The following is a 20,665-nucleotide window of genomic DNA, read 5'->3' on the forward strand; positions in this document are numbered from 1 at the left end:
CTAAACTTGTTACTTATTAAAAAGGTAATTACTGAAAGAAATTTTCCAATAGCTGCACGCAACAATTAAGGGTTCTTACTCTTGTGAAACTTTTTCTCACAGTTTTTTGTGAGTATCTCTAATCGTAGCTTCCATGAATAATAGCTACAGAATAAGTACCAAGTGCCCAAAAAGGGCGCGCGCTATGTATTTCTTACTTTTATTCAGTATCCAGAGGCGTAAAGCCTTTGATTAAATCATCCACAGCTTTCATCTGTGCGAGGAATGGTTCCAGCTTCTCCAGTGGCAATGCACTGGGGCCATCACACAATGCCTTATCTGGATTCGGGTGTGCTTCCAGGAACAGGCCGGCAATACCAATAGCCAAACCTGCTCGGCCCAGCTCAGTGACCTGTGCACGGCGACCACCAGAGGCAGCACCGGAAGGGTCGCGCATTTGCAGTGAGTGGGTGACATCAAAAATCAGCGGCGCACCGCCGGAGGCATTGATCATGGTACTGAAGCCCAGCATATCGACAACCAGGTTGTCGTAGCCAAAGCAGGCACCGCGCTCACACAAAAGAATATTTTCATTGCCGCACTCAGCAAATTTCTCCACCACATTTTTAACTTGCGGAGGGCTCATAAACTGGGGCTTTTTGACGTTGATCACTGCACCAGTCGCTGCCATAGCGGCGACCAGATCAGTCTGGCGGGCCAGGAAGGCCGGCAGCTGGAGAATATCCACGACTTCGGCAACCGGAGCAGCCTGGTGTACTTCGTGGACATCGGTAATCAAGGGGACCTTAAAAGTGTCTTTGATTTCCTGAAAAATCTTCAGGCCTTCTTCCATACCCGGTCCGCGATAGGAGTTGATGGAAGAGCGATTGGCCTTGTCAAAAGACGCTTTAAAAACATAGGGAATACCCAGTTTTTCAGTGACTTTTACATAGTGCTCAGCCACCTGCATCGCCAGGTCGCGGGATTCCAGTACATTCATACCGCCAAAAAGCACAAAGGGCTTATCGTTGGCGACCTGAATATTTCCGACTTCAATTGTTTTCACTGTCAGCTCCCTGTCATCTCACCCCCAATCACAGAGACCGGGGGCGGATTACTGATTAACCCTGGTTTTCACGCTGCTTCATTGCGGCGGCAACAAAGCTTTCGAACAGCGGGTGGCCGTCGCGCGGGGTTGAAGTAAATTCCGGGTGGAACTGGCAAGCAACGAACCAGGGGTGGTTCGGCAATTCAACCATTTCTACCAGGGTATCGTCTGCAGACCAGCCGCCAATTTTCAAACCGGCTTGCTGCAGGCGATCAACGTAGTTGTTGTTCACTTCGTAGCGGTGGCGGTGACGCTCTACAATGACGTCTGCGCCGTAGATATCGCGAGCCTTGGTATCTTTAGCCAAGCGACACTCCTGGCCACCCAAGCGCATGGTGCCCCCCAGGTCAGACTGCTCGTCGCGCTTCTCGATATTGCCTTCACTATCGATCCACTCTGTGATCAGGCCGATAACAGGGTGCGGGGTTTTAGTATTAAATTCAGTACTGTTGGCACCTTCGAGACCGAGCACATTGCGCGCAAACTCGATAACCACAGACTGTAAACCGAGGCAGATGCCCAGGTAAGGAATATTGTTTTCACGAGCGTAGCGAACAGATTCAAGCTTGCCCTCTAAACCGCGCTCACCAAATCCACCGGGAACCAGGATTGCATCGGCATCCTTGATCAGGTCAATGCCGTTTTCACCCTCAACGTCTTCAGCGTTGATAAAGTCGATATCCACTTTGCAGCGATGCTTGATACCCGCGTGGGTCAGGGACTCGATCAGGGACTTATAGGCATCCAGCAACTCCATGTATTTGCCAACCATGGCAATTTTCACTTCGTGCTGGGGGTTCAGCTTGCCATCGACCACTTCATCCCACTCGGAAAGGTCTGGTGCCTGGCATTCCAGCTGCAGTTTTTCCACAACGATATCGTCGAGGCCGTAACTGTGAAGAAGACGCGGGACGCCGTAGATGGTTTTGGCATCGGGCAGCGGTACTACAGCGCGCTCTTCAACATTGGTAAACAGTGCGATCTTGCGGCGGGAGTCCTCATCGATCTCGCGCTCGGAACGGCACAGCAGAATATCCGGCTGCAAGCCGATAGAACGCAACTCTTTAACAGAGTGCTGAGTCGGCTTGGTCTTGGTTTCACCAGCAGTGGCAAGAAAAGGCACATAGCTCAGGTGGATCAACAGGGCGCGATTGGTGCCCATTTCCACACGCAGCTGACGCACAGATTCCAGGAACGGTTGGGATTCGATATCACCTACGGTGCCACCGATTTCAACAATAGCGACGTCGACATCGCGGCCACCTTCTACAACGCGGCGCTTGATCTCGTCGGTAATATGGGGGATCACCTGTACGGTGCCACCCAAGTAGTCACCACGGCGCTCTTTGCGCAGTACGGTCTCGTACACGCGGCCGGTGGTGAAGTTGTTACGCTTGGACATCCGGGTACGGATAAAGCGTTCGTAGTGACCCAGGTCCAGGTCAGTCTCGGCACCATCCTCGGTGACATACACCTCACCGTGCTGGAAGGGGCTCATGGTACCCGGGTCTACGTTGATGTAGGGGTCCAGTTTGAGGATGGTAACCTTGAGGCCGCGGGCCTCGAGAATGGCGGCCAAAGAGGCGGAGGCGATACCTTTCCCCAACGAGGAAACCACGCCACCAGTTACAAAAATATAGCGCGTCATGCAAAACCTTGGTCAGTTGAGCGCTCGATGAATGTCGAGCTTACAGGGCTGGCCCGGGCGGATAATCCAGCTTCTCCCGGTGCCTTTGAGACGGGGCGCCAGGGTAGCAGAAAACCCCTCTCCGCTCAATCGAAAAACCGCCAGCTGGGCGGTTTCACCGAAGGTGCTACTGGCAAAGTGGAGCAGCCCGCCTTACAGCAGAATAAATCGGCAACTGCCACCAGCTCTCCATCCAGATACACGAGCGGTATCCGGTCTCGCAGCCAGGGTTCCAACGCCCTCTCCTGCAGCACCTTCTTGAGAGTTTGGGAGCGAAGTCGGTCGAGAGGCTGAACGCGCTCACCGCCCCGGCGGTATTTCACTTGATATACCCCCTGAGGCCAACCCTGCACCGATTCCAGTACACCACCTCTGGGCAACAGTAGTGCTGACACGCCATCCCATTGAAGGCTTTCATCGGTGGTAGAAAAGGGCTCCATGACAGGGGTCAGATAGAGGCGCCGCTGAAAGCGTCGCACTACACACCCACCCAGTCGTACTTCCACCTGGGCATCCGCACTCGCTTTCTCAATTTGCACCAAAGCTTCTTGCAGAACCACGGATTCCGGTGCCATACCACCCTGCAGCAACACCCAACCGCGCAGTAGATTTTTGCGCCGCGCAATACTGAAATTCATGAACGTCGCTAAAAAGAGGCTCTCCCCTAACCTCTCTCGCCTGATATCACAGATCTGCAAGTCAGCAAGCGCCAACTCCTCTAGCAGTAATGCAGATTCCCTAAGATTATCTGCAGCCCGCTGAATACTCTGCCGTGCCGACCAACGGGTGGATAAAACAGGCATGACCTGTTGGCGTAAATAGTTGCGCTCAAAAGCCTCATCAGCATTACTCTCATCCTCAATCCAGCTGAGCCCGTGTTCAAGGGCCCAGGCTTCCAGCTCACGGCGCCCCGCTGACAACAAAGGACGAAGTAAGGATTTACCCTCACCCAACGGCCGACTCTCCGCCATACCCGAAAGCCCAAGGACGCCCGCTCCCCGCAATAGTCTATATAGAAAGGTTTCTGCCTGATCATCCCCATGGTGACCGAGCAAAATTTGATCACCGGAGGACATCACCGAATCAAAAGCCTTGTAGCGAGCCTTACGCGCCCCCTGCTCTATCCCACCACCGCTTCTATCGACTTGCACACGCACCGCAACAAAAGGCACTTGCAGCTCACGGGCAACAGCTTCGCAGTGGCCAAGCCAGCGCTCTGCATTACTACTTAGGCCGTGGTGCACATGCACTGCCTTAACGGGGATACCATTCTGGTTGAGAAGATGCAGCAAGACAGTGGAATCCAAGCCACCAGAAAATCCAACCCATAGCTGTCCCAGAGCCGGGTGGCGCTGCATCGAAGACTTTATAAGTTGCGGTAGAGAATTTGCTGCGGATTTGGAGGTCACGGCCTATACCCTGGAACTGAGATCGACACAGTATACCGGTGCTGGCAACTTGAGTTGATGGACTTCTGAGCGGGAAGCGGGATATTGCAGAGCTACAGCTCTTCAGCAACTCAATCACTTAAAAGAGAGGTGTAGCCCAGACCTCAATTTTTACAGACCCGGGCATTTAATTACCAAAAACGGCTAGAGATAAAAGTCACTAACCCGCACAGCGAATATCAGCAGAAGCTGCCGCATCGGGTACCAATCGAACATTGGCTACGGCTATCGCTGCGACCCCCTCACTCTCCAAGCGGAAGGCACTGAAAACCTTGCTAAAGTCAGCGCCAGCTTTGGCGAAGCATTGCAGGTCCACCGAGAGACGGGTCCAGTTATTCAGCGGCATGGTTTTCAGAGTGGCTTGCAGCGGCACTCTGGCAATACAGCCCTCTCCACAGGTCACCGCCGCTTGTAACGGTTCACGCAGCTTCTGATCAACGCGAATATTCAGGCTCAAGGCTGAGCCCTCCTCCAAATAAATGTCCAAGTTCTGCATATACTCCGCAGACAACTGCACAGCACCGGGGCGCAGGCCCTTCCACTCGATCAAACGCGCATCTTCTTGAGAGGACATATCAATCGAGGTCACAACGATATTGTTATCCTCACCACTGGCCGCTCGGTTGCCATTCACTGGAACTGCCTTGGCTCCGTCCTCGGCAATATTCAATACCCAGGGAGCGCGCGGACGGGAAACCAATAACCAGGCATCCTCCAGTCCACCCGCAGCCATATTTTCGCTGGTCTCAGGCAAGTCGTTGCTGACCAGGGATTCCTCATTCACACTCAAGCCGTAACCCAAAGCAAACAGGGGATCGTAGTGCTCGTGGTATGGATTCAAAACCGTTTGATTGGTGTACATCGGCCAGCTAAAGGGCAACTTACCAGTGAAATCGTATCGAATCTCACCTTTGGCACCTCGGAATAATACATCGGCCACACCGGCACCCTCAGACCCCGGCAGCCAAGCGGCCACAAAAGCATCCGATGCATTTAATTCACTGTTCACCCAAAGCGGGCGACCGGACAGGAAAACACTGACAACTGGAATTTCCTGTTCATGCAATTTCTTCAACAGTGCCAGATCTTTCTTGTTACCGCGCTGGTATTCCAGATTTGTGATATCACCATGCCATTCCGCGTAGGGTTCTTCACCATAAATGGCAATAGCCACCTGGGGTGCCTTGCCATTGGCAAAGCTGGCATCGGTAAAGCTTCCATCCTCACTCAGTATGGCTTCACCACCCACGCTCTTTACGGCTGCGGCGATGCCCTCAAAGATGGAAGTAGCACCGGGAAAATCTTCACGGGTATTACCAGTGCCCTGCCATGATATTGTCCAACCACCACTTTGTTTGGAGAGGTTGTTGGCCCCATCGCCGACGACTAGAACATTCTGCTTCGCGGCTAGCGGCAACAATTGATCATTGTTTTTCATTAACACCAAAGACTTCCGCACTGCCTCTCTGGCGATAGCGCGGTGCTCGGCATTGCCGAGAATACCAGCCTTGCCCGCTAGGGGCATATTACGCTCGAACAAGCCGGCGCGAAGTTTCACTCGCAGTATGCGGCGCACCGCATCATTCAAACGCTCAGTGGGGATTTCACCGCTCTTCGCCTGAGCCAAGGTATTGTTGTAGAGGGCCTTCCAATCCGCAGGCACCATAAACATGTCCAGACCAGCGTTAATTGCCGCGGCACAACTTTCCAGAGTGCAACCCGGTACGAAACTGTGACCATTCCAGTCCCCGACTACAAATCCATCGAAACCCAAACGCTCCTTCAAGACATCTGTCAGCAAGTATTGATGGCCATGCAGCTTCTCACCATTCCAACTATTAAAAGAAGCCATTACCGTTTGCACACCAGCAGGCAAAGCGGTCAGGTAACCTGCCGCATGTACTTCTGCCAGTTCCTTTTCAGGCACAGCGTTATCCCCTCGGTCGATTCCACGTGTAGTTCCACCGTCACCGACAAAATGCTTAGCCGTGGCGACCAGGTTTTCCCCGCGAAGAAAATCGACTTCGTTCTTGCCCCCCTGCAACCCTCTCACCATGGCTTTTGCATAGTCAGCCACTACAGCCGGATCTTCAGAATAACTTTCATAAGTGCGTCCCCAGCGGTCATCCCGCACTACCGCCACAGTGGGGGCAAAGGTCCAGTCGATACCGGTAACAGCGACCTCGCGGGCGGTCGCGCGACCAATACGCTCGATCAGCTCAGCATCCTTCGCCGCCCCGAGGCCAATATTGTGGGGAAAAAGAGTTGCCCCAATAACATTATTGTGACCGTGCACCGCATCGGAGCCCCAAATCAGGGGAATAGCAACACCGCCATCGGAAGTGTCCATGGAAGCCTTGAAAAAGGCATCGGAAAGCGCGAGCCAATCTTTAGGCGTGGCAAACTTATCGTTGTTTGGAAAGGCACCACCACCGTTTAGCACTGAGCCCAGATGGTATTTCTTAACATCTTCAGCGGTGACGTGGCGGATCTCCGCCTGAATCATTTGCCCCACCTTCTCTTCCAAAGACATGCGCGACATAATTTCGGAAATACGCGCTTCCAGCTTTTCGCTGCGTGGAAACGCGGGCTCGAGTAGCGGCCAGTTTTCCAGGCTACCGCCACTGCTTATCTGGGAGTTATCCTCTTTTGACGGAACTTCTTCCCCCTGCGGCTGACAGCCAACAAGTGCCGAAACACAGAGCATTAAGCTCAGTGAAAATCGTTTTTTTAATTTCACGGATAACTCCCAAAGTTTTCCCACGCGAGTCCTTCTGTCCTACCAATTCCATCGCTATCAGAATGAGTAACACAGATATTATTATTTCGGTGTAAATCCCATACTCCAGCCACAGCCAATAAGGCCCCGATTGGATTTCAGGTATTCCACGCAACGGTATCAACGGAGCAAAGTGCAATACTTGCCGAGGAGCGCCAATAGAAATCCGATGGATTGGGCCAAATCACAGATAAGGCGGAAAACAATTTCTAGCTGGACTACTTAAAAAATAGCCTGGAGAAACGTTTCAGCTGCCTTTGCCCACTACTCCATCGCAGCGCCGGAGAAAAAGCACCGTAATAAGCGATATAGCAGTAGCACAGCAGCGGTACTAAAAAAGAAATCTGAATACCCGCTTCATCGGCGAGCACCCCCTGAAGCAATGGAATAACCGCACCGCCAACAATGGCCATGCACAGGACACCGCTGCCCTGACTGGTGTACTGACCCAAACCTCGCAACGCCAGGCTGAATATGGTTGGAAACATAATGGAGTTGCAACCCCCCACAGCGACAATCGACCATACAGCCAAATAACCAGAGGAGAGCATCGCCACCCCGATAAGTACTACAGAACCCAGTGAACACACTGCCAGTGTTTTTCCCGCAGAAACATAGCGCAGCAGCAGGGCCCCGGCAAAGCGGCCTACCATAGCGCCACCCCAGTAGTAGGAAACATACTTTGCCGCTTCAAATAACTGCATTTCAGCAACAGAGGATTCACTAAAAAAGCTAACCAGGAAACTTCCTATAGCTACCTCGGCGCCTACATAGGCAAAAATACCAATTGCCCCCAGTGTCAATCTGGGAAAGCGCCAAATGGAAAAAGTCTCACTGCGGGGCGGGCTTGTACTGTAAGAAAGGCGGTGTTCGGGGATTGTCGGCAAGCGAATCCAGGAGAAAAAAGCCACCATCATCAACAGCACTACTGCCAACCAGAAATAGGGTTTTTCCACCAGGGCCGCCTCCCTAGCGCGAAATTCATCGACACTAGTTGCCGTATCGGGATCGGCGCCTATTGAAATCGCGGCAAAAAAAACGGCACCACCGGCAACCGGCGCCAAGGTAGTTCCCAGAGAGTTAAATGCCTGGGTTAGGTTTAAACGGCTTGGAGCCGTTTTGGCACTACCCAAAGCAATAACGTAGGGATTTGCTGATACCTGCAATACTGTAATACCAGAAGCCAGTACAAAAAGCCCCAATAAAAACACTTCATAGATTTGCAGGCGCGCAGCAGGAATAAAAACCAAGCAACCAGCACAAGCCACTAATAAACCAAAGACCAACCCCAACTGATAACCAACTCTACGCAACAGCAACCCAGCAGGAACGGAAACCAGAAAATAGGCTGCAAAAAAGTAAAACTGTACCAGGACAGCGCGGGTATAACTCAGCTCAAAAACATTTTTAAGATGTGGCACCAGAACATCATTCAGCCCGGTGATAAAACCCCACAGAAGAAAAAGCGAAGTCAACGCTGCAAGATTTAAATACCCTGGAGAGCGCCCCTCTTGAGCCTGGGCATCTGAATCACAAACAGCCATTTCGTTCGAGTGAAGACTCGAATCGGGCAACATCTGGCGCATTGGAAACCGATCCCCAAATTTCAAACTCGTTTCTTGGCGATTATACTGTTCTTCCTAAACGCTTTTGAGTCGCCAGCGGAAAATTAAGGACAAAATGTGCAATTTTTTATAACCCTTAATAAAAAACACTTTCACTCAATGAAAGTTGTCTTATGGGTCCAGATTGCCGAAAGTAACTTGACTAATCACCCCGAAAAGCGACAAAAAGGACTAAATAAGGGCTAAGCTGGAATCCTAGCGCACAGGCCCACTGGCGGGCACCGGTAAGCCAAGGTAATATCTTCCGGATAATAATGAACGCGATGATGAGCGTCTATCCCGTCATTTTCACAAAATTAAATATACGGGACATCATGCAGTACTCTACCCGTCAATACTGGAATACAACTGCGGAAATTCCTTCGACCCGCTGGTTTTGGAAATTACAGCTGGTCAGCTGGATTGGCATTTTGCTGGTGACATTCCTCTCCCTGACTCTCTGGCATTCACCCACTGAGTGGCCAAGCTTCGAGCCAGCAAATACTATTTTCCAGTGCGCTGTGGCTTTTGTTCTCTCGGTATTCCTAAGACCCATTTTTGATATCGCCTGGGACTCTGAACTGGCCGTTCGCACAGTTATCTATCTACTCGCCGTTGCGGTGATTTCCGGCATCTGGACCCTGGTGCGCATGGAGGCCTATATCCGCTTGAGCGGGGAGCACTCCATCTGGTCTGAATTCGGCGGCTGGTATTATGCCTCCCTCTTTGTCTTTCTTTTTTGGAGTGCACTTTACTGTGGGGTTAAATACCACATACTGCTGCAAGGGGAACACAAAAAAATGCTTGAAGTGGCCGAGGACAACGAGCGCGAGCAACTTCGTAGACTCCAGGCAGAGGCTATCGCCAATGAGGCCCAGCTTAAAATGTTGCGCTATCAGCTCAATCCCCACTTTTTGTTCAATACACTAAATTCCATCAACGCCCTGATTCGCTTTCAACAGGCCGATGAGGCCCGCGAAATGGTTGTACGACTCAGTGATTTCCTGCGCCTCTCCCTAAAAGAGAGCCCTATGCAAAAAGTAGAACTTGAACAGGAAGTCAAAGCAGCACTCCTCTATCTGGAGATTGAAAAAACCCGCTTTGCTGACCGCTTGGTTGTAGATCTCAATGTCGATGAAACGGCCCGGCAAGCATTGGTGCCCAGTATGTTGTTACAACCACTGGTAGAGAATTCAGTAAAATATGCCATCGCCCCCAATGAACTGGGCGGCACCATTGGAATCCATGCGAAGAGTAGTGGCCAACGCCTGTTGCTGGAAGTACAGGATTCAGGCTGCTCAGAAGATTGCGCCGGCGAGAGAAATTTCCAAGCAAGTTCCACCGGTGTTGGACTGAAGAATGTACGGGAGCGACTTTCCAGCCTCTATCCACAAAATTACCATATAGAGCAACAGGAAAAACCTGACTGCGGCATGTCGATACGAATCAATATTCCACTAGAAATAGACACTTATCCCACCTATAAAACACGGGGAGAAGTCCAATGAACAAACTCACTGTCGTGCTGGTGGACGACGAACCCCTAGCCCTGCGCTTTCTGCAAAGCATGTTTGAGGAATTCCCTGATATAGAAATTTCCGCCTGCTGCCGCAATGGACGCGAGGCGTTGCAAGCCGTATCTGAATACAGTCCAGACCTACTGGTTCTGGATGTACAAATGCCAGGCATGAACGGCTTTGATGTGGTCAGTCGTCTACAGGCCGACACCATACCATTGGTAATATTCGCCACCGCTTTCGACGAATATGCCCTCAAAGCTTTTGAAGTTCACGCTGTCGATTATGTTTTAAAACCCTTAGATAGCGCCCGCCTAGAAACCGCCCTTGATCGCGCGCGCCAGCGCTTGCAATTGGCACATGTCGGCAAAAAAGACATCCACCAGGAAGAAAAAAACCGGCTGCTGCGCTCTATTGAGGAAATGAGCTTAACCAGGGGACAAGCCTCTGAGACTCGCACCCCAGTGATCAACAATCGCCTGGCGATTAAGGATCGCGGCAGTATTACTATGGTCAATCAGCAGGATATCGAGTGGATAGATGCCGCCGGTGACTATATGTGTGTGCATGTAAAAGGGGAAACCCATGTTATGCGCAGCACCATCAAAGACCTGCAAAAACAGCTGTGCCCGGATAATTTCAAGCGTATTCACCGCTCCACCCTGGTAAATCTCAACTATATCGAACACATCAAAGTACTTACCAAAGGGGAGTACTTTCTCACCCTAACTAGCGGCGCCAAAGTCAAAGTCAGCCGTAACTATCGCCTACCGATCAAAGAATTTCTTGAAGCCAATCGACACGTAGCTTCGGAAGTTTCCTGATAAGACGTCCATTTCCATTCACTCAATACTGGCAGGGATTTGCCGGTATACCTAAAATTTTCAAACGAGAAAAACTTCAACCACACTGCCCTCCAGTTAATACAGGGTTATCATTTATTTGTAAGCAAAAAAAGCCGGCATGGAAATGCCGGCTAAACGAGCTCAGAAGAGAAGAAAAAAATTAAGCGCGTTTGTCTGGGCGGTGACCAATGGCACCGTAGTAAAGAATATAGAGGTAGCAGAAAATAGGCAGGACAAATGCCAACTGGATACCCACTTGGTCCGCCAATAATCCCTGCAATAACGGCACTATAGCGCCACCGACTATAGCTAGGCACAAGATACCAGAACCCTGACTAGCCGCCTTGCCAAGTCTCGCAAGAGCCAAACTGAAAATTGTTGGGAACATAATGGAGTTACACAGCCCCACCGCCAAAACAGCATACATTGCCAGGTAGCCGCTACCGGCTACAGTGATAAGCAGAAGTAGGCAGGAGCCCAGGGCACAAATTGCCAGCACTTTTCCCGCAGAAATAAAGCGCATAATCAAGGCACCGGCAAAACGCCCAACCATGGCCCCACCCCAGTAGAGGGAGATATAGAACGCTGCCTTGGATTCCTCAAGACCGGCAATAGAGTCTTCGGCAATAAAGTTCACCAGGAAACTGCCGATAGAAACTTCCGCACCGACATAAACGAAAATCGCTACCGCCCCTAATACAAGATGGCGATAATTCCAGGCCGAAGCTTCACCTACCTCCGATGGGGTCTGTGAAGTATTGCTGACAATAGACGGCAGATTCAAAAACGCAAAAACCAGAGCCAACACGGATAGGGTAGCCGCCAGAATCAGGTAGGGCACTTCGATCACTGAGGCACTGACTGCGCCGACGGCAACTCCCGCAGCTGGGAGAATTAATAATGCACCGAATTGTGGGGCTACGGTGGTACCTAGTGCATTAAAGCCCTGGGTCAAGGTTAGTCGGCTGGGTGCCGTTCGCTCATTTCCCAAGGCGGCAACATAGGGATTTGCCGACACCTGTAAGATAGTAATACCGGAAGCGAGAATAAACAGGGCCCCAAGGAAAAGCCCATAGACCTCCATGCGCTCCGCAGGAATAAATAGTAAGCAACCCAATACCGCGATAGTGAGGCCTGTGACGATACCTTTTTGGTAACCAATCTTACTCACCAGACTACCCGCCGGCAGGGAAACCAAAAAATAAGCCCCAAAAAAACAGAATTGCACCAACATCGCCTGGGCATAATTCAGCTCAAAAATCCCCTTGAGATAGGGAATCAGGATATCGTTTAAACAGGTAATAAATCCCCACATAAAAAACAGTGAGGTCAAAGCTACCAGCGCAAATTTTTGTCCCGCTTGATCACCAGCTTGTAACTGCACAGCATCCGTTGCCGTATTCCTCTGCAAAATTGCCATATTTGATTCCCAGAAACTTCTGCCGCAACTAAACCGTAAATGGCAAGCCAGCACTTAAACACTCGTTATTCTTTTTGCTTTCTACCATGGAGGCACAGATACGACGCAGCGGTTTTCGACAAGGGGGGTTAAAAATGGGGGCAGAAGGGACAGTGTAAAGTGCCCTGGGCACGCTCAACTAGCGGGACAAACAAATAACAGAAGAGGAACAAGCAACCCAACAAATGGGGAATCGCCAAATATAGAGCAGATCTCGTAAAAAGAAACTGGACTCAAAAGAAAGAAAAAAGGGCAGCGCCATGATCGGAACTGCCCTTTTTAAGAATATTAAGAAACGATATTGCCGTAGCTCATCAGACGCTGGTAGCGCTTTTCCAGCAACTCATCAATAGGAATAGCACTCAACTGCTCCAGTTGTTCACCGAGGCGCTCCTTCAGGCTCTCAGCCATGGCATCCGGATCGCGGTGCGCACCGCCGAGGGGCTCGGGGATGGTTTCATCCACAATACCTAACTCCTCCAACACACTGGAAGTCACCCCCATAGCCTCGGCAGCCAGTGGAGCCTTCTCTACGGTTTTCCAGATAATATTGGCGCAGCCCTCTGGAGAAATCACAAAGTAGGTGGAGTACTGCAGCATATTGAGCTGATCACCAACACCAATTGCCAGAGCACCACCGGAAGAACCCTCACCAATCACGGTACAAATAATCGGCGTGCGCAAACGGGACATCACCGCCAGGTTCTGGGCAATGGCCTCACTGATGCCGCGCTCTTCACTATCGATTCCAGGGTAAGCCCCTGGAGTATCGATCAAAGTCAGCACCGGCATTTTAAAACGCTCGGCCATTTCCATAATGCGCAAAGCTTTGCGGTAGCCCTCCGGCTTAGGCATACCGAAGTTACGCGCAACCTTCTCATTCACAGAGCGCCCTTTCTCTTCACCGATCACCGCTACCGGCTTGCCATTCAAGCGTGCGATCCCAGTAATAATCGCCTTGTCATCACCAAAATGACGATCGCCGTGCAGCTCGTCCCAATCAGTGAATAGCCGCTCAATATAATCCTTGGAGTATGGACGCTGCGGGTGCCTGGCCACCTGGACCACTTGCCAGGGGCTCAGGTCTGCATAGATGGACTCGGTAAGAGTTCTGCTCTTATCCCGCAGCCGGGTCACTTCATCGGCGATATTCAGCTCATTGTCGTCCCCGACCAGCTGCAACTCTTTAATTTTGCTTTCCAGCTCTGCAATCGGCTGCTCAAACTCGAGAAAGTTGAAATTCATGAAATCTGCGCCTTAACTCTTTTCCATGCCTCTGGGCAATCACAGCGACATAGCTTAACTGTACAGAACCGACCAGTCGAGCCCAGTGGACTTTAACGCCGCTCAGCGTATTGAAGTGCCACCCGCTCACGCCCCAGCAACTCCCGCAGGGACTGAACCATCTGATCATTCGGCTCCACATTCCATTGTGGAGGCAGGCGGTAGAGACCTCGCGCATCGTGGCGCAACACTTCCAGACTGACCCCGCACTGGCCACCGGTATAGGGCTGCAAACACGAGGCCAAACGCTTGGCTAACCCAGGGGCCACAACACCGGTATCGACTTGCAGACGCACACCGGTCACCCGGCTCTGACGCAGCTCATCCAGAGTGGAAACCCCATTCACGGTCATTTTCAGACCGCCGCTGTAATCGTCATTGGCCACGGGGCCTTCGAGTACCAGCAGCGCATCCTTAGCCAGCTTGTCGCGGTGTTCGCCAAATGCCTCGCTGAACATGGCCGCCTCAATACGGCCGCTGCGATCATCCAGGGTAACAATAGCCATGGAATCGCCACGCTTGGTCTTCATCACCCGCATGGCAACCACCAGGCCCGCCACTTTTTGCGCTTCGCGGCCAGGTTTTAAGTCGGCGATTCGCGCCTTCACCAGGTGCTGTAACTCACCGGCATATTCGTCAATGGGGTGGCCGGTGAGATACAGACCCAGGGTGTTTTTCTCACCCTCCAAGCGCTCGCGAATACTCCAGCAGCGAGTGCGACGGAAGTCCTCGTACACATCACCATCGGAAGATTGGGGCACCACCTCACCGAACAAATCCATCATGCCTGCATTGGCATTAGCCTTTTGCTGTTCCGCCGCCTTCACCGCTTCATCCAGCGCGTTAAACAGTACCGCGCGGGAATAATCCAAGCCATCACTGCCGCCAGTATCCGGCCCAATGCTGTCGAAGGCACCAGAGCGCACTAGCGCCTCTAGTGCGCGCTTATTCACCTTGCGCGGATCGACACGCGAGCAGAAATCGAACAGATCGGTAAAGGGACCGCCCTCTTCCCGCGCCGCAATAATATTTTCAATCGGCCCCTCACCCAGGCCCTTGATGGCACCGAGACCGTAAATAATACGGTTATCGATATCCACCGAGAACTGGAAGCTACCCAGATTCACATCCGGCGGCACCAGCACCAGCTCCATGGCGCGACACTCTTCGATAAAGGTCACCACCTTATCGGTCTTATCCATATCCGAAGACATGGTCGCCGCCATAAACTGGGCGGGATAGTGCGCTTTCAGCCAAGCGGTCTGGTATGACACCAGTGCGTAAGCCGCAGAGTGCGACTTGTTAAAACCATAGCCTGCGAACTTCTCTACCAGGTCGAAGATCTTAATCGCAAGTTCGGGGTCAATTCCTTGCTCTTTTGCCCCATTTTCAAAAGTGGCCCTCTGTTTGGCCATTTCCTCCGGTTTCTTTTTACCCATCGCCCGGCGCAACAGGTCAGCGCCACCGAGGGTATAGCCCGCCAACTCCTGGGCGATCTGCATAACCTGTTCCTGGTAGACGATCACGCCGTATGTGGGCTCCAGGATCGGTTGCAGTTTCTCGTGCTGGTATTTGGCATCCGGGTAGGCCACCTGAGCGCGACCGTGCTTACGGTTAATAAAGTCATCAACCATGCCCGATTGCAGCGGACCCGGACGGAACAGAGCCACCAAGGCGATCATATCTTCCAGGTTGTCCGGCTGTAGGCGCTTGATCAGGTCCTTCATGCCCCGGGATTCCAACTGGAATACCGCAGTGGTCTCTGCCCGCTTGAGCATCTTGAAGGTTTCATCATCGTCCAGTGGCAGCGCGGCGATATCCAGAGGTTCCAGCCCCTCGCGCGCACGGGTCTCATCCACCATGCGCTTGGCCCAGTCGATGATGGTCAGCGTCCGCAGGCCGAGGAAGTCGAACTTCACCAGGCCCGCATCTTCCACATCGTTTTTATCAAACTGGGTCACCAGGCCTGCACCGGTCTCATCACAATAGAGCGGTGCGAAGTCGGTGAGCTTGGTGGGGGCGATAACCACACCACCGGCGTGCTTGCCCACGTTACGAGACACCCCTTCGAGCTGCAGGGCCATCTCCCAGATTTCCTGGCCCTCGTCATCGCTTTCGAGGAACTCGCGCAATATCTCTTCCTGGTCGAAGGCCTTCTGCAGGGTCATACCTACATCAGGGGGAATCATCTTCGACAGCTTGTCTGCGAGGCCGTAGGACTTGCCCTGCACCCGCGCCACATCTCGCACCACCGCCTTCGCGGCCATGGTGCCGAAGGTAATAATCTGACTCACCGCTTGGCGGCCATAGTTATCCGCAACGTAGCCAATTACCCGGTCGCGCTTCTCCATACAGAAGTCGATATCGAAGTCGGGCATGGATACCCGCTCCGGGTTGAGGAATCGCTCGAACAGCAGATCGTATTGCAGCGGGTCCAGATCGGTAATATCCAGCGAGTAGGCTACCAGGGAGCCGGCACCGGAACCCCGCCCCGGGCCCACCGGGATATCGTGGTCTTTAGCCCACTGGATAAAGTCCATTACGATCAGGAAGTAACCGGGGAATCCCATCTGGATAATGATATCCAGCTCAAAGCGCAGCCGGTCTTCGTAGACCTTGCGACGCTCGGCATAATTCGTAGCGGACTTGTCCAGGATAGTTTCCAGGCGCCGCTCCATACCCTCGTAAGAGACCTTTTCGAAGAACTGGTCTTCGGTCATACCCTCGGGAATCGGGTATTCCGGCAGGAAGTATTTACCCAGCTGGATTGGCGCCGAACAGCGCTTGGCAATCTCCACGGTGTTTTGCAGGGCTTCGGGGATATCGCCAAACAGTTCCCACATCTCTTCCGGCGTGCGGAAATACTGTTCGGCGGAATAACGGCGCTCGCGGCGGGGGTCATCGAGGGCGCGGCCTTCGTGAATACACACGCGCACCTCGTGGGCCTCGAACTCGCTCTCTTCCATAAAGCGCACATCGTTGGTGGCTACCACTGGCAAATTTAATGCCTGCGCCAAATCCACCGCCGAGTGCAGGTAGTCTTCATCGCCGGCGCGACCGGTGCGCTGTAACTCCAGGTAGTAGCGGCCGGGAAATAACTCCGCCCACTCCCGTGCCAGCTCCTCTGCCTGGGCGCGGCGCCCCGCTACCAGTGCACGGCCCACATCGCCGTACTTGGCACCGGACAGCATCAGCACCCCTTCGCTGTACTCCTTAACCCATTCGCGTTTGATATAGGCGTTACCGTGGTACTGGCCTTCCATCCAGGCGCGGGAAATTAGCTCGGTAATATTGCGGTAACCATCGGCATTCATCGCATAGAGCGTGATCAGCGTCGGCTTGCCTTCGCCGCCTTCGCTGAGCCAAAAATCCGCTGCGGTAATCGGCTTGATACCGGCGCCCAAACAAGCCCGGTAGAATTTGATCTGCCCGTAGAGGTTGCACTGGTCGGTAATCGCCAGGGCTGGCATTTCCAGCTCCTGGGCGCGGGCGATGGCCGGCTTGATTCTTACCAGGCCATCGATCAGGGAAAATTCTGAGTGAATTCTTAGGTGGACAAAGGGTTGGGTCATAGTCGCATTTAGTTCCGGGCCCTGCGAGGCCCGGCCCCGACAAAGCGCTATCGATTGTTTACCAGATTCGGCCCATTTGCCGCGCGCGCTCAGTGCAGAGTTTTAACACTACACGGCGCTCATCATTGTTCATGGAGCCCCAGCGGCTGATTTCATTACCACTGCGAAAACAGCCCTCGCACAGGTCCTGCTCATTCAGGGCACATACGGAGATACAGGGGGATTTCACCGGGCGCTCTTTCGGCTCCACGGTTTTTACCGGTTGTTCAGACATCTTTAGCCTCAAGCGGGACCAGTTCACTGGCGAATTGTTTGCCGTTGGCCGCATAGTGATCGCTGCTGGCTTTGAGCAGCTCGTAGGTGGCGGGATCGAGAGATTTTACTACCTTGCCGGGAGAGCCCAGCACCATAGAGTAATCGGGAATTTCTGTGCCCTCGGTCACCAGCGCATTGGCGCCAATGATACAGCACTTGCCGATTTTGGCCCGGTTTAAGATCACGGCATTGATACCAATCAGGCTGTAATCACCAATGTCACAGCCGTGCAGCATCACTTTATGGCCTACGGTGACACCGGTGCCGATGGTTAATGGCACACCGACATCGGCATGCAGTACCGAGCCATCCTGTACGTTGCTGTATTCACCGATAGTAATAGGCGCACAGTCACCGCGCACCACCGCGTTAAACCATACGGAGCTGTGCGCAAGCATACGCACATCTCCAATCACATGGGCACCGGGCGCAATATAGTGGCCCTCACCTTCCAGTTGTGGCTGTTTATCCCCCAATCTGTACAGCATTTGGCCTCCGGCTCGATATGATTATGAACCGCTTATTATCTCGCGCCAAAGAGGCCGTGGCTAGGGAGAGATGATTGCGCTTTTCCCAATATTACCCGCTAGAGCAGCTCGCCCTGCTGGACAAAGTTGGCACCCTCAAGGGTGAGCAAGCGCGCTTTCAAAGACAGGCCGCCAGCGTAGCCGGTAAGGCTGCCATTAGCTCCGATTACGCGGTGGCAGGGAATAACGATGGCAATCGGATTTGCACCATTGGCCCGCGCCACCGCACGAATAGCCCGTGGCTGGCCCAACCACTGGGCTTGCTGGCTGTAACTGCGGGTTTCGCCAAAAGGAATTTGCAACAGCGCATCCCAAACCCGGCGCTGGAATTCAGTGCCTTTTGGCGCCAGTGGCAGATCAAAATTTTTGCGCTGGCCGGCGATATATTCCCGCAACTGCTGGACGGCCAAATCCGTCAGCTCCGAGGCGCCCCGCTGCCAACCGGCCCCCAAACGCAATGGTCGTTCATCGTCATAAAACTGGAGTGCAACTATACCTCTGGCGCCTCGGGAGAGCCCCTCTTGCTCGCAGGCTGCGATGGCAACATCCCCCAATTCCGTGGTGTAACTCTCATAGACAATCATTTTTTCTCTCCAGATTTCAGGGACTGCCACAACAAAATGGCTCCATATGCCCGCCAGGGCCGCCACTGCTCTGCCCGCTCCAGGGCCTGCTTGGGTTTTGCCTTTTCACCATCACTGCCCAGGGCTTGTAGAATACCCAAATCCGACGCGGGGAAAGCATCCGGCATCGACAGGCCGCGCATAGCAATATAATGCGCTGTCCAATCGCCAATACCCGGCAGTGCTGTGGCTTGGCTGCACCAATCCTCCAGGGACTGATCAGCAAAACTCAAACGGCCATCCAAAGTTGCGGCGACAAACTCCTGTAGGGTTTTCACCCGAGCCCGGGTCAAGCCCAGATCGACAAAATCCGCCTCGGCGAGACGCTCCGCCGTTGGGAATAAAAACCGCTCTCTGCCAGCATCGTCCACAAACGACTCCCCGTAGCGGGCCACTATACGTCCGGCAATAGTGGTCGCCGCCGCGACACTGATCTGCTGACCGAGAATCGCCCGCAGTGCATATTCGAATGGGTCCCAGGCACCGGGCAAGCGCAGGCCCGGATTCTTCGCCAACTGATCTGCCAGCAATGGATCTTCGTTTAATACTGTCTGGATCTCCTCAACATCCGCATCCAGATCAAACAGCCGGCGCAGGCGCTGGTTCAGCAGATATAACCCTGCCCCACCTTCCTGACCAAAAACCTCCACTACCAGGCGATTGCGTTCCGGATCGTGGGAGACCTCCATCACGCCGCGACAAGCATCCAGTCCGAAACTGCGTGAATAGACCTCCCCCTCCACCTGCTCTACCCCCGCCAAAGCGCGAGTTCCCAAAAAAGCCAGGAGTTGTTGCCAATCTAACGGCGGGCGGTAATCCAGGTACAACCGCACCCGTGTGGCACTCGCCTTCTCCACGCGCACTGCGTGCCCCTCCCTGCGCACCTCGGATGGAGTGCGTTGATAGATCTGTTTGAATACGCCGTTAAAGCGTCTCAAACTGTTAAAACCAGCCTCGTAGGCTATTTCAGCAATAGGCAAGTCCGTATCTCGCAGTAAACGAAAAGCAAACAGTGCCCGCTCGGTTTGCCAAACCGCTAAGGGGCTTACCCCCAGGTGCTCAGAGAACAGACGGCGTAAATAGCGGCTGCTGACTCCGAGACGCTCTGCCAGTCGCTCCACAGATTGAGGCTCGCGCTCACTGCGCATCAGTTTTAAAGCGCGCTGCACGGTGGTCGATACCAATCCCCAAGCTGGACTGCCCGGCGCAGAATCGGGGCGACACCGCAGGCAGGGCCTAAAGCCCGCATTGGCCGCCTCCGCCGCAGTCTCAAAATAAGTGACATTGCGCTCCAGCGGAGGCCGAGCGGGGCAGATGGGTCGACAGAAGATACCTGTCGTCTTCACCGCCGTAAAAAAACGCCCATCAAAACGCCGATCGCGGGCAAGCCGCGCGCTGGAACAAATTGCCGCATCAATTTTCATTTGCCCTCCCGAATCTGACCTCCAGTGTATTTCCACGCTGCCTTGAAAACTAGTCAAAAACGGAACTGACCCAAAAACCATTAGACCCGATAGTCATAACAAGACTCAAGCCTTCGTTATCATGAGAAATCAATTCACATAACCAACGTTTGCCGCGGCAAGGACTATATCCGGTTGCCCGATTAATTTACGCACCTGATTACTCTTTACAGCTCACAAGAAATTTTCAAAACTATCAACGTCTTTCCGCTTATTCCCCATCAAAAATACACACCGGCAACAAGTTGAAAATTTCTCAGCACAAATGTGCAGGCATTTTCACCTCCCTCACTGCCAACAAGAAAAACTAAAAAAATAAACTGCCATTATTTTTTCAATCATTACCTTTATTCAGAGAAATCACACATATTTATCCACATCGAAATTCGGTGGCCTATCTATTCTGATAAGAAATAAAAATCAGATATTTACTCCACCAATTACATCTATAGGGA

The 20,665-nt window shown here is 52.8% G+C and carries 14 protein-coding genes; 2 read left to right on the top strand and 12 right to left on the bottom strand.

The window, feature by feature from the left end; genetic code table 11:
• Positions 1-199 precede the first annotated feature (199 nt).
• The 5 genes from kdsA to ACJJIV_RS04725 form a co-directional block, all read right to left on the bottom strand.
• Entirely contained in the window at positions 200-1,045 is an 846-nt protein-coding gene (gene kdsA / locus ACJJIV_RS04705; RefSeq protein ID WP_444890926.1) for a 3-deoxy-8-phosphooctulonate synthase, read from the bottom strand.
• A 55-nt stretch (positions 1,046-1,100) separates the two neighbouring features.
• Positions 1,101-2,735, bottom strand: a complete 1,635-nt coding sequence (gene pyrG, locus ACJJIV_RS04710) for a CTP synthase (protein ID WP_252085084.1) — start codon at positions 2,733-2,735, stop codon at positions 1,101-1,103.
• A gap of 125 nt (positions 2,736-2,860) precedes the next feature.
• Complete coding sequence (gene tilS / locus ACJJIV_RS04715; protein ID WP_444890927.1) at positions 2,861-4,183, bottom strand: tRNA lysidine(34) synthetase TilS; 1,323 nt, start codon at positions 4,181-4,183, stop codon at positions 2,861-2,863.
• Positions 4,184-4,382: 199 nt separating this feature from the next.
• A complete protein-coding gene (locus ACJJIV_RS04720) occupies positions 4,383-6,929 on the bottom strand; it encodes a glycoside hydrolase family 3 protein (protein ID WP_444891694.1) in 2,547 nt (848 codons plus the stop codon).
• A gap of 290 nt (positions 6,930-7,219) precedes the next feature.
• Entirely contained in the window at positions 7,220-8,587 is a 1,368-nt protein-coding gene (locus ACJJIV_RS04725) for a sugar MFS transporter (protein ID WP_444890928.1), read from the bottom strand.
• 353 nt (positions 8,588-8,940) lie between these two features.
• Here ACJJIV_RS04725 and ACJJIV_RS04730 point away from each other — a divergent pair, with 353 nt between their 5' ends.
• Positions 8,941-10,113 (top strand): sensor histidine kinase, encoded by a 1,173-nt coding sequence (locus ACJJIV_RS04730; RefSeq protein ID WP_444890929.1) that lies wholly within the window; start codon positions 8,941-8,943, stop codon positions 10,111-10,113.
• A complete protein-coding gene (locus tag ACJJIV_RS04735; protein WP_444890930.1) occupies positions 10,110-10,946 on the top strand; it encodes a LytR/AlgR family response regulator transcription factor in 837 nt (278 codons plus the stop codon). The genes ACJJIV_RS04730 and ACJJIV_RS04735 overlap by 4 nt, the downstream gene beginning before the upstream one ends.
• Positions 10,947-11,127: 181 nt before the next feature.
• On the opposite strand, the gene ACJJIV_RS04740 is transcribed toward ACJJIV_RS04735, so the two are convergent.
• The 7 genes from ACJJIV_RS04740 to ACJJIV_RS04770 form a co-directional block, all read right to left on the bottom strand.
• Positions 11,128-12,387 (bottom strand): sugar MFS transporter, encoded by a 1,260-nt coding sequence (locus tag ACJJIV_RS04740; RefSeq protein ID WP_444890931.1) that lies wholly within the window; start codon positions 12,385-12,387, stop codon positions 11,128-11,130.
• A gap of 327 nt (positions 12,388-12,714) precedes the next feature.
• A complete protein-coding gene (locus ACJJIV_RS04745) occupies positions 12,715-13,671 on the bottom strand; it encodes an acetyl-CoA carboxylase carboxyltransferase subunit alpha (RefSeq protein WP_252085077.1) in 957 nt (318 codons plus the stop codon).
• Positions 13,672-13,763: 92 nt separating this feature from the next.
• Positions 13,764-17,282, bottom strand: coding sequence for a DNA polymerase III subunit alpha (dnaE, locus tag ACJJIV_RS04750; protein WP_444890932.1), 3,519 nt, complete (start codon positions 17,280-17,282; stop codon positions 13,764-13,766).
• Positions 17,283-17,340: 58 nt separating this feature from the next.
• The gene (locus ACJJIV_RS04755; protein WP_444890933.1) at positions 17,341-17,556 is read right to left on the bottom strand and encodes a DUF1289 domain-containing protein; all 216 of its coding nucleotides are present in this window, start codon (positions 17,554-17,556) and stop codon (positions 17,341-17,343) included.
• Positions 17,549-18,085: a gamma carbonic anhydrase family protein gene (locus ACJJIV_RS04760; RefSeq protein WP_444890934.1), complete on the bottom strand. Its 537-nt coding sequence runs from the start codon at positions 18,083-18,085 to the stop codon at positions 17,549-17,551. The genes ACJJIV_RS04755 and ACJJIV_RS04760 overlap by 8 nt, the downstream gene beginning before the upstream one ends.
• Positions 18,086-18,183: 98 nt before the next feature.
• Positions 18,184-18,708, bottom strand: coding sequence for a methylated-DNA--[protein]-cysteine S-methyltransferase (locus tag ACJJIV_RS04765; protein WP_444890935.1), 525 nt, complete (start codon positions 18,706-18,708; stop codon positions 18,184-18,186).
• Entirely contained in the window at positions 18,705-20,171 is a 1,467-nt protein-coding gene (locus ACJJIV_RS04770; RefSeq protein ID WP_444890936.1) for an AlkA N-terminal domain-containing protein, read from the bottom strand. The genes ACJJIV_RS04765 and ACJJIV_RS04770 overlap by 4 nt, the downstream gene beginning before the upstream one ends.
• Between the last annotated feature and the right edge of the window lie 494 nt (positions 20,172-20,665).

The sequence above is a fragment of the Microbulbifer mixtoriginis (SeqCode) genome, assembly GCF_052466765.1.